The sequence below is a fragment of the Ramlibacter sp. AN1015 genome (assembly GCF_037726105.1).
Lineage (GTDB): Bacteria > Pseudomonadota > Gammaproteobacteria > Burkholderiales > Burkholderiaceae_C > Ramlibacter.
Map to the genome: position 1 here is coordinate 35,061 of NZ_JBBJUM010000009.1, position 12,965 is coordinate 48,025.

The window sequence follows — 12,965 nt, forward strand, 5'->3', positions numbered from 1 at the left end:
ATGCGCGAGAAGCGGAGATCGAAACACGAGACGGTGAGCTACGGGAAGGTGAAATTCGAGCTCACGACTCCGGCGGAGGCAATCTCCATGTGAACGGTCGTGGCCGGACGTGGGCGTGGTCCCGGGTGGCGCGGGAAGCCCACCGCGAGCATGCGCTGACCTGTCTGCGGGAGACGCTCAGGAGTAGCCTCGAGCGACGGTTCAAAGACGAACCTTCGATAGATCCGCTCGTTGAGCAAGTGACTCTCTTGGAGCGCATGAAAGTAGGCAAGGTCGTGACGACCCGACACGTTCAAGCCCTGCGCGATATGGAGAGACAAGGCTATCCTGACCTGTCCCCTAAATGGGCGACGCCGCCGAAGCGCCGCCGCGCCGAAGATATCTCCGCAGAACTGGATCGCGCGGGAATACGGTCGCCTGTGCGACCACAAGACGAAAAAGTCAACGCGCGCGGGGGTCAGGTGGCAAGCAGCCAAGTTGCAACCGGCGCGGACCCGACCAGTTGGGTGTGGGCTTCGGCTTTGGACGCCCGGCCCGCTGCTGCGCCACGTCCGCTGCCTTCCCCAGAGGCTCCCTGCACACGAGTCCACATACGGCGGCGTGAAGCGGTGACACAGCATCAGCAGCGTGGCATGCACATGGAGCCACACACGGCCGCGAATGCAGCCGGTGCGCATACCGCGCACATCGCATCGCCCGCGAACGACGCCCTTGCACCTGCGCCGGTAGCGACTCTTCGATCGGGACCTCCGGTCGCCTTGGCAAACCATGGCAGTTCGGCTTGGTCGGCCGAGCACCATTCGCTGCCAGCCACGTCGTTGCCCCCCTCGCGATCGTTCGGCGCAGCGGTATTGGATGGACCGGCTCCTGTGCAAAAGCGAGACGAGGTTGCCGCCATGTACAGAAAACAATACGGAGATCGCAAAAGCGCGGAATTGGGTCAATTACTGGAATGGGTTCGGCGCTACCGACCAGACGATTTGCGCGGTCCGGAAAATCGCGTGCCCCGCCCAGGTGAGAAGCTTTCTCTCGCGGTTCGTCAGATCGCTACCACGCAGGTGTCCGTTGAATTCGTCATCTTGAGCAGCTTCGGCGCAAATCTCAAGAACGAACCCCTCGCAGCAGCACAGTCGGCCGCCGCCGACTAACCTCAACCACGCACCACTTCCAGCACCCGATCCAGTCCCCCCGCATTGATCGCCACCATCGCCTGCTCGCGCACCAGCGGCTTGGCGTGGTAGGCGACGGAGAGGCCGGCTGCGCCCATCATGGGCAGGTCGTTGGCGCCGTCGCCCACGGCGATGGCCTGGGAGGGCGACAGGCCGAGCTGCGCGCAGGTGTCCAGCAACATGCGGCGCTTCTCCTCGCCATCGCAGATGTCGCCCCAGGGCTGATCGACCATGCGCCCGGTGAGCACGCCGGCTTCGACCTCCAGCACGTTGGAGCGCGTGAAGTCGATGCCCAGGCGGTCGCGGATGCGGTCGGTGAAGAAGGTGAAGCCGCCGGAGACCAGCAGCGTCCTGAGGCCGGCGGCCTTGCACGCGGCCACCAGCTCGGCGGCGCCCGGGTTGAGCTGCAGGCGCTGGTCGTAGACCTGCTGCATGTGCTGCACGGTGACACCCTCGAGCAGCGCCACGCGCTGGCGCAGGCTCTCCTTGTAGTCGGCGATCTCGCCGCGCATGGCCGCTTCGGTGATAGCCGCGACCTGCTCCTTGCGGCCGGCGGCGGCGGCGATCTCGTCCACGCATTCGATGTTGATGAGCGTCGAATCCATGTCGAAGGCGACGAGGCCGAAATCGCGCAGCGACAGCGGCGGCGTGAAGCCTCGCACGAAGAGGCCGGGGGAGTGTTCGCGGGCGGGCTGCGAGGTGGGGGCGGAGGGCTTCATGGCGGCGGCGATTGTCGCATCGCGCGTGGCGTCGCAGACGGGCCTCACGCGCCCTCGCACAAGGCCTTGAGCCGCGCCAGTGCGGCCGGCCAGAGCCGCTCCATCATGTCTTCGTACTTCTGCGGAATCTCGGTCTCGACATCGACGCGCGTGCCGGTGCCTTCGTCGCGAAAATCGTAGTTCTCGAAAGACGGAGCCCATTCGCGCGCCGTGGCGCTCTCGGTGTCGGCGACGCCGCCCGCGACCACGCCCAGGTGCCGGATGCCGATGTGCTCGAAAGGCCGGTTCTGCGCAATTTCCGAGATCACGCCATTGCCCTGCGGATCGAGGAAGCGGATGGTGTGTCCCTGCTCCCACGAGCCTTCGTAGTACGAGCCTTCGCAGAAGGCCGTCGTCCAATCCCGATAGCTTTCGGGGCCGAGCATGGTGCTCCAGACCTGGCGCCGGGGGGCGTCGATGAGGACCGAATAGCGCAGCGTTCGCTTCATGGCATGAGCCTCCATCGGATGCAGGGAGCCGCCATGCTACGCCGGCTCGGCCACCTTGGGCTGGCCCAGCGAACGCAGCACGTCGCGCACCATCTGCACCCGGTCCTTCACTTCCTTGAAGTCCTTCTCGATGCGCAGCTTGTCGTTGCCGGCCAGCTTGATGTGCCGGTTCTTCTGCACCAGCTCGATGATGCGGATGGGATCGACGGGCGGGTTGGGCTTGAAGCTGATGTGGATGACGCCGGGCGCAGCATCGACCTTGACCACGCCATAGGCGCGCGCCAGCACGCGCAGCCGATGCACGTCGATGAGGTTCTGCGCCTGCGGCGGCAGCTTGCCGAAGCGATCGACGATCTCCTCCAGCAGCCCGTCGATCTGGTCGGTGGTCTTTGCGGTGGCGAGTTTCTTGTAGAACGACAGGCGCAGGTGCACGTCGCCGCAGTAGTCGTCGGGCAGCAGGGCGGGGGCGTGCAGGTTGATGTCCGTCGCCGCGGACAGGGGCGCCAGCAGGTCGGGCTCCTGGCCCGCCTTGAGGCTGCGCACGGCCTCGGCCAGCATCTCGTTATAGAGCTGAAAGCCCACTTCCAGCATGTTGCCGCTCTGGTTCTCACCCAGCACCTCGCCGGCGCCGCGGATTTCCAGGTCGTGCATGGCCAGGTAGAAGCCCGAGCCCAGTTCCTCCATCTGCTGGATGGCGTCGAGCCGCTGGCCGGCCTGCCGGGTCAGGCTCTCGGTGTCCGGCACGAGCAGGTAGGCGTAGGCCTGGTGGTGGCTGCGGCCGACGCGCCCGCGCAGCTGGTGCAGCTGCGCCAGGCCGAACTTGTCGGCGCGGCTGATGACGATGGTGTTGGCGGTGGGCACGTCGATCCCGGTCTCGATGATGGTCGAGCACAGCAGCACGTTGAAGCGCTGCGCCACGAAGTCGCGCATCACGCGCTCGAGGTCCCGCTCGGGCATCTGGCCGTGGGCCACGGCGATGCGGGCCTCGGGCAGCAGCGCCTGCAGGCGCTCGCGCCGATTCTCGATGGTCTCGACCTCGTTGTGCAGGAAATAGACCTGGCCGCCGCGCTTGAGCTCGCGCAGCACCGCCTCGCGGATGACTCCGTTGCCTTCGTTGCGCACGAAGGTCTTGATGGCCAGACGGCGTTGCGGCGCCGTGGCGATCACCGACAGGTCGCGCAAACCTTCCAGCGCCATGCCCAGCGTGCGCGGGATCGGCGTCGCGGTGAGGGTGAGCACATCGACCTCGGCGCGCATGGCCTTCATGCGCTCCTTGTGGCGCACGCCGAAGCGGTGCTCCTCGTCGATGATCAACAGGCCGAGGTTCTTGAACTTGATGGATTCGGAGAGCAGCTTGTGCGTGCCCACGACGATATCCACGCTGCCGTCGGCGAGGCCCTTGGCCGCCGCGGTGATCTCCTTTTGCGAGCGGAAGCGGCTCATCTCGGCGATCTTCACCGGCCACTTGGAGAAGCGGTCGATCAGCGTCTGGAAATGCTGCTCGGCCAGCAGCGTGGTCGGCGCGAGGAAGGCCACCTGCCGGCCACCCGTGACGGCGACGAACGCGGCGCGCAGCGCGACTTCGGTCTTGCCGAAGCCGACGTCGCCGCACACCAGCCGGTCCATGGGCTGTGGCGACACCATGTCCTGGATGACGGCGTGGATCGCGGCGTTCTGGTCGGCCGTCTCCTCGAAGCCGAAGTCGTTGGCGAAGGCCTCGTAGTCCTGCGCCGAAAAGCGGAAGGCATGGCCCTCGCGGGCGGCGCGGCGGGCGTAGATGTTCAGCAGCTCGGCGGCCGTGTCGCGCACCTGCTCGGCCGCCTTGCGCCGGGCCTTGTCCCACTGGCCCGAACCGAGCTTGTGCAGCGGAGCCTCGTCGGCCGAGACGCCGGTGTAGCGGCTGATCTGGTGCAGTTGGCTGACCGGCACGTAGAGCGTGGCCTTGTCGGCGTATTCGAGGTGCAGGAACTCGGTGTTGCCCTGGCCGAGGTCGAGGTGGACCAGGCCCCTGTAGCGGCCGATGCCGTGCTGGGCGTGCACCACGGGGTCACCGACGTTCAGCTCGGACAAGTCCTTGATGAGGGCCTCGACGTCGCTCACCTGCTCCTGCTTGCGGCGCCGGCGCACGGTGACGCCGGCGGCGAAGAGTTCGGTCTCGGTGACGAAGTCGATGCCGGCTTCGATCCACCGGAAGCCCTGCGTGAGCGGGGCCGTGGCGATGCCCAGCTTTTCGTCGCTGGCCTGGAATTCGGCCAGCGAATCGAAGGCCGGCATGGTGAGGTGGCTGGCGCGCAGGAAGTCGAGCAGGCTCTCGCGCCGGCCGTCCGATTCGGCCAGCACCAGCACGCGCTGGGTCGTGCCGCGCAGGTGATCCTTCAGGCGCGCGAGCGGCTCCTCGGCCCCACGCATGACGGACAGATCGTTCAGCTTCTGGAACCAGGCGCTGTCGGCCACGTCGCTTGCCGACGGGCGCAGCGAGAGCTGGGCGTAGGCGTTGGCGCGGCCGTAGAACTGCTCGGTCGACAGGAACAGCGCCTCGGGCGCCAGCACCGGCCTCTCCGGGTCCCCCTGCATCAGGCGCCAGCGTTCGCGCGTGTCCTGCCAGAAGCGCTGGAACGCCGGCTCTAGCTCGCCGTGCAGCACCAGCGTCGCCTGCTCGCCGAGGTAGTCGAAGACCGTCGCGGTCTCTTCGAAGAACAGGGGCAGGTAGTACTCGATGCCCGCCGTCGCGACGCCGTTGCCGATGTCCTTGTAGATGCGGCTCTTGGTGGGGTCGCCCTCCAGCAGTTCGCGCCAGCGGCTGCGAAAGCGCGCGCGCGCCGCATCGTCCATCGGGAACTCGCGCCCGGGCAGCAGCCGCACCTCGGGCACGGGGTAGAGGCTGCGCTGCGTGTCGGGGTCGAAGGTGCGGATGGAGTCGATCTCGTCGTCGAACAGATCGACCCGGTAGGGCACCGGCGAGCCCATGGGATAGAGGTCGATGAGGCCGCCGCGCACCGCGTATTCCCCGGGGCCGACCACCTGCGTGACATGGCTGTAGCCGGCAAGTGTGAGCTGCGCCTTGAGCTTGGCCTCGTCGAGCTTCTGGCGCACCTTGAACTCGAAGGTGTAGCCCGCCAGGAACGCCGGTGGCGCGAGGCGGTAGAGGGCCGTCGTGGCGGGAACGACCACCAGGTCGGCCTCGCCCTGCGAGATGCCCCACAGCGTGGCGAGCCGCTCGCTGATCAGGTCCTGGTGCGGGGAGAAGGTGTCGTAGGGCAGCGTCTCCCAGTCGGGAAACAGGCAGCAGCGGACATCGGGAGCGAAGAACGCGATCTCGTCGAGCAGGCGCTGGGCGTCGGTGGCCTCGCCCGCGACCAGCGCGACGCGTCGGCCGGCGGCTTTCTCCTGCATGGCCAGGCGCGCGAGCAGCAGCGCGTCGGCCGATCCGAGCGGACGAGGCAAGGTGAAGCGCTTGCCGGGGGTGAGCTTGGGAAGTTCCATGGTGCGAGTAGGGGACACCGCTGGCCGCCGTGCGAGGGTCAGGAACCACAGGGCCCGGGCGGGTGCCGGGGAACACAGCCGCGGGCCGGGGCAGGGGGTGTGACAGGCACCCCGGCTGCCTGGCGAGGAGGTGATCCGCGGATTCTAGAATGGCCGGCTTATCCATGAGTGCCCCGTCCACCAACACCCCGCGGCCGCGCCTGCACGTGCTGATTCCCTGCGCAGGCAGCGGCAGCCGTGCCGGAACGCCGCAGCCCAAGCAGTACCAGCAGGTCGCCGGCAAGAGCCTCGTGGCGCACACGCTGGCAGCCTTCGCCCGGGTGCCTGAACTGGCGACGGTGCTGGTGGCGGTCGCGCCTGGGGACCGGACGCTGTCCGGGCAGCGCGGCATCGTGCTCGCCGAATGCGGCGGCGCCACGCGGGCAGAGACCGTGCGCAACGGGCTGGCGGTGCTCGCCGGCGGCGGCGCTGCCGAGCACGACTGGGTGTTGGTGCACGACGCGGCGCGCTGCCTGATCACGCCCGCGCTGGTGGGCGCGCTGATCGCGGCCTGCGAGGCCGATCCCGTGGGCGGGCTGCTGGCGCTGCCGCTGGCCGACACGCTCAAGCGCGAAGAGGGCGGCCGATCGGCCGGCACGCTGCCGCGCGCGGGCCACTGGCTCGCGCAAACGCCCCAGATGTTCCGTCTCGGGCTCCTGGGGCGAGCGCTGGAAGGCGCCGGCGCCGAGGTCACGGACGAGGCCAGCGCCGTCGAACGGCTGGGACACCGCCCTCTGCTGGTGCCCGGCGCCGCCCGTAATTTCAAGGTCACCTGGCCCGACGATTTCGCCATCGCCGAGGCGTTGCTGCTGAAGGAACACACGCCATGAATCTGCGCATCGGAGAAGGATGGGACACGCACGCGCTGGTCGAGGGCAGGCCACTCGTGCTCGGCGGCGTCCGCATCCCGCACGACAAGGGCTTGCTGGGGCATTCGGACGCGGACGCGCTGCTGCACGCCATCACCGACGCGCTGCTGGGCGCCGCCGGGCTGGGCGATATCGGACGGCACTTCCCCGACACCGACGAGCGTTTTCGCGGCGCCGACTCCGCGCAGTTGCTGGCCGAGGCGGCGCTGCGGGTGCGCCGGGGCGGCTGGCAGGTGGTGAACCTCGACAGCACCGTCATCGCGCAGGCTCCCCGGCTCGCACCCCACATCGACGCCATGCGCGCGCGCATCGCCGAGGTGCTGGGGCTCGCGCCGGCGCAGGTCAACGTCAAGGCCAAGACGGCCGAAAAGATGGGGCCAGTGGGCGAGGGCCGAAGCATCGAGGCCCGCGCCGTCGTGCTGCTCGCAGCCGCGCCCTGAGCGCACCGTTCATCCAAGGAGACATCGCTTATGGCCTGGCCCGTGCTCGTGTTCGACATCGAATCCATTCCGGACATCGCCGGCCTGCGCCTGCTGCACGACGCGCCGGCCGACGCCAGCGATGCCCAGGTGCATGCGGCCTGGGTGCAGGAGCGCAAGGACAAGGGGCAGAGCGACTTCCTGCCGCACCACCTGCAGCGCGTCCTGGTGATCAGCGCGGTGTTTCGCAACGCCGACGGCCTGCGGGTGCACTCCTTCGTCGATCGGGACGACGCGAGCGAAGGCAAGGTGATCCAGACCTTCTTCAACACACTCGAAAAGCACGTGCCGCAGCTCGTGAGCTGGAACGGCATGGGGTTCGACCTGCCCGTGCTGAACTATCGCGGGCTGCGCCACGGCGTCACGGCCTGCAAGTACTGGGACCTCGGCGAGGACGACCGCGAGTTCAAGTTCAACAACTACCACAACCGTTTTCACAACCGGCATTTCGACCTGATGGACGTGCTGGCCATGTACACCGGCCGCGCCAACGCGCCGCTGGATGCGATGGCCAAGCTGTGTGGCTTTCCCGGCAAGCTCGGCATGGACGGCTCGCAGGTCTACAGCGCCTACCTCGACGGCAAGCTGGAGGACATCCGCCGCTACTGCGAGACGGACGTGATGAACACGTACCTGATGTATTGCCGCTTCCAGAAGATGCGTGGCGGCTTCACCGAAGGCGAGTACGAGCAGGAGATCGCACTGGTGAAGTCCACGCTGCGCATGCTGGCGCCGCAGGAGACGCACTGGCAGGAATACCTGGCCGCCTGGGGCTGAAAAGAAGACTGCGCCCCGGGACCGTGCACGCGCCAGGCCGCCAGTTGCCCTCACCCCCTTCGCAGCGAGGCTGCGGAAGGGATTGCCGTGCGAGATGCAGTTGCGGTCGAACCGCAACGCCCGCCGGGAGTTGGCGCTTTCGAGCGGCCTACTTGCCGCCCGCGATGATCTCGTCGTAGCCGCGGCCCTGCATTTCCAGCAGGTCGAAGCCGTGGCCGAACGGGTCGCTCAGGTTGGCCATGCGCCCCCAGCGGCGCTGCTGGATGGGCCGCTCCAGGCGCGCCCCGAGTGCCACCAGCGCAGCGACCCGTGCATCCAGATCGGCGACGACGAAGTCCAGGTGCACGGGCGTCCAGTGGCGCTCATAGCTGCGCTGCCGCGCCGGCCCGACCTGCGTGGCCGCGCTTCCCGCCGGCTCGACGAGCAGGTCGATCGGCGCCGACGCACCCAGCAGCTCGGCCCAGTCGTCCTGCAGGCGCCTTCCGAGACGCAGGCCGAAACCCTGCGTATAGAAGGCGATCGCCCGTTCGATGTCGTCCACGTCGAGGCAAATGCGGATCTCCTGCGTCATGTCGTGCTCCGGGGTCTGCGGCGAGGCGGCCAGTATGCAACTGAGACAATCGGGACATGAACGATTCGAGTGACAAGCCCGCGCTGCCCGAGGGCTGGCTGGCCGTCGATGCGCTGGACATCGATGCGCAGGGCGTGGCCCGCCGCGAGGACGGCAAGGTGGTCTTCATCGAGGGCGCCCTCCCGGGCGAGCTGGTCTCGGCCCGCGTGAACCGCCGCAAGAACAACTGGGAGCAGGCGAGCCTCACCGAGATCCACCGCGCCTCGTCGCAGCGCGTGCAGGGGCGCTGCCCCCACTTCGGGCTGCACGAGGGTGCGTGTGGCGGCTGCAAGATGCAGCACCTGGACGGCGCCGCGCAGGTGGCGATCAAGCAGCGGGTGCTGGAGGACAACCTCTGGCACCTGGGCAAGGTGCGCGCCGAGACCCTGCTGCGGCCGATCCACGGGCCCTATTGGGGTTACCGGTGGCGCGCCCGCTTCTCGGTGCGGCACGTGCGCAAGAAGGGCACGGTGCTGGTGGGTTTCCACGAGCGCAAGAGCCGCTACGTGGCCGATATCCGCGAGTGCCACGTCGTGCCGCAGGCCGTCAGCGCGCTGCTGCTGCCCCTGCGGGCGCTCGTCGCCAGCATGGAGGCCATCGAGACCTGCCCGCAGATCGAGCTGGCCTGCGGCGTCGATGCCCGGCGCCCGGGCGAAGACGTGATCGCGCTCGTACTGCGCCACCTCGAGCCGCTGAGCGCGCCCGACCTGGAAAGGCTGCGGCAGTTCGGCCGGGACCACCCCGCCGTGCAGTGGTGGCTGCAGCCCAAGGGACCCGATACGGTGCATCTCCTGGACCAGGACGACGGCCGCGAGCTGGCCTACACCCTGCCCGAGTTCGGCATCACGATGCCGTTCCGGCCGACCGACTTCACGCAGGTCAACCCCTTCATCAACCAGGTGCTGGTGGGGCGTGCGCTGCGTCTGCTCGACGCGCAAGCCGGCGAGCGGGTGATCGACTGGTTCTGCGGCCTGGGCAACTTCACCCTCCCGCTGGCGACCCGCGCGGGCGAGGTGCTGGGCATCGAAGGCAGCGAGGCCCTGGTGGCCCGCTCGCGCAGCAACCTCGAGCGCAACGCAGAGGCCGTGTCGGCGCCGACGCGATTCGCGGCGCGCAACCTGTTCGAAACGACGCCGCAGCAGCTGGTGGCGGACGGAGTCGCCGACAAATGGCTGGTCGATCCGCCGCGCGAAGGTGCGTTCGCGCTCGCGAAAGCCCTGGCCGACCTGCACCAGGACCCGACGCTCGCGCCGGGCTGGCAGCCGCCACGGCGCATCGTGTACGTGAGCTGCAACCCCGCCACGCTCGCCCGCGACGCCGGTCTGCTGGTGCACCAGGCCGGCTACCGCTGCACGGCCGCCGGTGTGGTGAACATGTTCCCGCACACCGCGCACGTGGAGTCGATGGCGGTGTTCGAGCGCGATCTCGGCGCGTAGCCAGGCGCCTGCCTTGGCCGGTGCCTTCGCGCGAAGGGGATGGCGAGCGGGCCGGCTGTGCACGGCCTTCCGCCTCCAGCCGAGTCGGTGAACGGCGTTGAAGCGCTGCAGGCGACGGCCCCGCTGCGCGGCGGAAGGCTCGGGCGATCAGGGCGCCGCAGGGTGCGACGCCATGGGCCAAGCCCTTTTCCGAGAGCATCCCGGGCTGCCGTTGTCACGGCATCGTCATGGATGCCGTCCAACATTCAAAATTCCTTGAACTATCGGAGCGAGCGATGCGAGTAGGGATCAACGGCATGGGGCGGATCGGGCGCCTTGCGCTGCGGGCCGCGCTGGGAGCCGCCGAGCGCGGCACCGACGACCCCAGGGCAGGCAACCGGCTGGAGGTCGTGCACCTCAACGAGATCAAGGGCGGCGCTGCAGCCTGCGCGCATCTGCTCACCTACGACAGCGTCCAGGGGCGCTGGCGTACGCCCATCGGGGCCGAGGGGGAGACGCGCATCCGGGTCGGCGAGCGCGCGCTGTCGTTCAGTGCGCATGCGAGTCCGGGTGAGATCCCCTGGGGCGACCTGGGCGTGGACGTGGTGCTGGAGTGCGCGGGCAAGTTCCTCACGCCCGAGACGCTGCAGGGGCACCTGGACCGCGGCGCCAAGCGGGTCGTCGTGGCCGCGCCCGTGAAGACGGGTGACGTACTGAACGTGGTGATGGGCGTCAACCATGCGCTGTACGACCCCGCCCGCCACCGCATCGTTACCGCGGCCTCCTGCACCACCAACTGCCTCGCGCCGGTGGTGAAGGTCGTCCACGAAGCCATCGGCATCCGGCACGGCCAGATCACCACGATCCACGATCCCACCAACACCAACGTGGTGGTCGATGCGCCGCACAAGGACCTGCGACGTGCGCGCAGCGCGATGCTGAGCCTGGCGCCGACGACCACCGGCAGTGCGACGGCCATTGCCCTGATCTACCCCGAGCTCAAGGGTAAGCTCAACGGCCATGCGGTTCGGGCGCCGGTACTCAATGCCTCGCTGACCGACTGCGTGTTCGAGCTGCAGCGGGAGACGACGGCCGAGGAGGTCAACGCGCTGTTCAAGGCCGCGGCGGCCGGACCGCTTGCCGGCATCCTGGGTTATGAGGAAACACCGCTGGTCAGCGCCGACTACGCGCGCGATACGCGCAGCAGCATCGTCGATGCGCCATCGACCATGGTGACGGACGGCACCTTGCTCAAGGTGTACGCGTGGTACGACAACGAAATGGGCTATGCCTGCCGCATGGTCGATCTCGCCTGCCACCTGCACAAAGCGGGGATCTGAGCCATGCAGCATGCGACGCGCAACTACGCCATCGTCACGGCGGCCTACTGGGGGTTCACGCTTACCGACGGCGCGCTGCGCATGCTGGTGCTGCTGCACTTCTACCGCCTGGGATATTCGCCGTTCACCCTGGCCTTCCTGTTCCTGCTGTACGAGGCCGCGGGCATCCTGGCCAACCTGATCGGCGGCTGGCTGGCCACCCGCTACGGCATCACCCGCATGCTGAGCGTGGGCCTGTCCACGCAGATCGTCGGCTTCACCTTGCTCTCCATGCTGGATCCGCGGTGGACCCCGGCGCTATCGGTGGCCTGGGTGGTGCTCGCCCAGGGCCTGTGCGGCGTCGCCAAGGACCTCACCAAGACCGCCAGCAAGTCGGCGATCAAGGTGACGCAAGCGCAAGCCCGGGAGCAGGGATCGGGCCAGCTGTTTCAGTGGGTCGCCTGGTTCACCGGCAGCAAGAACGCGATGAAAGGCGTCGGCTTCTTCCTGGGCGGACTGCTGCTGCAGACGGTGGGCTTCCAGCAGGCGCTGTGGACGATGGCGGCGCTCCTTGCCGTGGTGCTCGTTGGCGTCGTCACCTCGCTGCCGCCGCTGATGGGAAAGAGCAAGGCCTCGCGCACTGCCAGGGAACTCTTCGCGAAGAACCCCGGCATCAACGCGCTGGCAGCCGCGCGCGTGGGGCTGTTCGGCGCGCGCGACGTCTGGTTCGTGGTCGGGGTGCCGGTGTTCCTCTATTCGGTGGGCTGGACCTTCACGATGGTCGGCGGATTCCTCGCAGCCTGGACGATCGGCTATGGCCTGGTGCAGGCCGTCGCACCGCATATCGTGAGGCGCAGCACCGACGGCCTGAGCCTGGAGGTGCCGGCCGCGCGCTGGTGGTCGGCCGGCCTGCTGCTGGTGCCGCTGGCGCTGGCAGGCGCGGTGGCGCTCGAAGTGCCTGCACTACAGTGGGTCGTGGTGATCGGGCTGGCGGTGTTCGGCGTCGCGTTCGCGGTGAACTCGTCGGTGCACTCCTATCTGGTGCTCGCCTTCGCCGGATCGGAGAAGGCGGCCGAAGACGTCGGCTTCTACTATGCGGCGAATGCGCTCGGACGCTTCATCGGAACGCTGCTGTCCGGGCTGCTGTACCAGTGGGGTGGGCTGGTGTACGCACTGCTCGGCTCGGCTTTGATGCTGACCGCGTGCTGGCTCTTCACGCTCGCGCTTCCGACCAGCCCCAGCGAGGGCCCGAGAGTCCATGCATGAACGATGCCGACGTGGTGAAGGCGCTCGCGGCGCTGGCGCAGGAGTCGCGCCTCAAGGTGTTCCGGCTGCTGGTGGTGGCCGGCTTGGAGGGCCTCACGCCCAGCCAGTTGAGCGAGGGCCTCGGGATCGCCCCCACCTCGCTGTCATTCCATCTGAAGGAGCTGAGCAACGCCGGCCTGCTGACGCAGGAACGGGCGGGCCGTAACCTCATCTATCGGGCCCGCATCGAGTCCATGAACGAACTGGTCGGTTTCCTGAGCGCGAACTGCTGCGGCGGTCGCAGCTGCATGCCGGATCCCGCCATCGATTGCAGCAACTGCTGAAAGCCCCCC

General features: G+C 68.3%; 12 protein-coding genes. 8 read left to right on the top strand and 4 right to left on the bottom strand.

The window, feature by feature from the left end:
- Positions 1-896 precede the first annotated feature (896 nt).
- A complete protein-coding gene (locus tag WG922_RS14945) occupies positions 897-1,148 on the top strand; it encodes a hypothetical protein (protein WP_340283529.1) in 252 nt (83 codons plus the stop codon).
- Between the two features lie 2 nt (positions 1,149-1,150).
- On the opposite strand, the gene serB is transcribed toward WG922_RS14945, so the two are convergent.
- Genes serB through mfd form a run of 3 tightly spaced genes read right to left on the bottom strand, consistent with a single transcriptional unit; the run spans position 1,151 to position 5,859 of the window.
- Positions 1,151-1,888 (bottom strand): phosphoserine phosphatase SerB, encoded by a 738-nt coding sequence (gene serB, locus WG922_RS14950; protein ID WP_340283530.1) that lies wholly within the window; start codon positions 1,886-1,888, stop codon positions 1,151-1,153.
- 44 nt (positions 1,889-1,932) lie between these two features.
- On the bottom strand, positions 1,933-2,376 hold the full coding sequence (locus WG922_RS14955) for an SRPBCC family protein (protein WP_340283531.1): 444 nt from the start codon (positions 2,374-2,376) through the stop codon (positions 1,933-1,935).
- 36 nt (positions 2,377-2,412) lie between these two features.
- The gene (gene mfd, locus WG922_RS14960; protein WP_340283532.1) at positions 2,413-5,859 is read right to left on the bottom strand and encodes a transcription-repair coupling factor; all 3,447 of its coding nucleotides are present in this window, start codon (positions 5,857-5,859) and stop codon (positions 2,413-2,415) included.
- A gap of 164 nt (positions 5,860-6,023) precedes the next feature.
- On the opposite strand from mfd, the gene ispD reads away from it, so the two are divergent.
- From ispD to WG922_RS14975, 3 genes are read left to right on the top strand one after another with little or no spacing between them, the layout of a single operon-like run.
- A complete protein-coding gene (gene ispD / locus WG922_RS14965; RefSeq protein ID WP_340283533.1) occupies positions 6,024-6,728 on the top strand; it encodes a 2-C-methyl-D-erythritol 4-phosphate cytidylyltransferase in 705 nt (234 codons plus the stop codon).
- Positions 6,725-7,207 (top strand): 2-C-methyl-D-erythritol 2,4-cyclodiphosphate synthase, encoded by a 483-nt coding sequence (gene ispF / locus WG922_RS14970; protein WP_340283534.1) that lies wholly within the window; start codon positions 6,725-6,727, stop codon positions 7,205-7,207. Before ispD ends, ispF begins: the two co-directional genes overlap by 4 nt.
- A gap of 30 nt (positions 7,208-7,237) precedes the next feature.
- Positions 7,238-8,023, top strand: coding sequence for a 3'-5' exonuclease (locus WG922_RS14975; RefSeq protein WP_340283535.1), 786 nt, complete (start codon positions 7,238-7,240; stop codon positions 8,021-8,023).
- Positions 8,024-8,171: 148 nt separating this feature from the next.
- Here WG922_RS14975 and WG922_RS14980 read toward each other — a convergent pair whose 3' ends face one another.
- Positions 8,172-8,594 (bottom strand): VOC family protein, encoded by a 423-nt coding sequence (locus WG922_RS14980; protein WP_340283536.1) that lies wholly within the window; start codon positions 8,592-8,594, stop codon positions 8,172-8,174.
- A 56-nt stretch (positions 8,595-8,650) separates the two neighbouring features.
- Here WG922_RS14980 and rlmD point away from each other — a divergent pair, with 56 nt between their 5' ends.
- From rlmD to WG922_RS15000, 4 genes are all read left to right on the top strand, one after another.
- Positions 8,651-10,069, top strand: a complete 1,419-nt coding sequence (gene rlmD, locus WG922_RS14985; protein WP_340283537.1) for a 23S rRNA (uracil(1939)-C(5))-methyltransferase RlmD — start codon at positions 8,651-8,653, stop codon at positions 10,067-10,069.
- 275 nt (positions 10,070-10,344) lie between these two features.
- Positions 10,345-11,388 carry an ArsJ-associated glyceraldehyde-3-phosphate dehydrogenase gene (locus tag WG922_RS14990; protein WP_340283538.1) on the top strand — a complete coding sequence of 348 codons (1,044 nt, stop codon included), beginning with the start codon at positions 10,345-10,347 and terminating at the stop codon, positions 11,386-11,388.
- A gap of 3 nt (positions 11,389-11,391) precedes the next feature.
- The gene (arsJ, locus tag WG922_RS14995; RefSeq protein WP_340283539.1) at positions 11,392-12,633 is read left to right on the top strand and encodes an organoarsenical effux MFS transporter ArsJ; all 1,242 of its coding nucleotides are present in this window, start codon (positions 11,392-11,394) and stop codon (positions 12,631-12,633) included.
- Positions 12,630-12,956, top strand: a complete 327-nt coding sequence (locus WG922_RS15000; protein ID WP_340283540.1) for an ArsR/SmtB family transcription factor — start codon at positions 12,630-12,632, stop codon at positions 12,954-12,956. The genes arsJ and WG922_RS15000 overlap by 4 nt, the downstream gene beginning before the upstream one ends.
- The last annotated feature ends 9 nt before the right edge of the window (positions 12,957-12,965 follow it).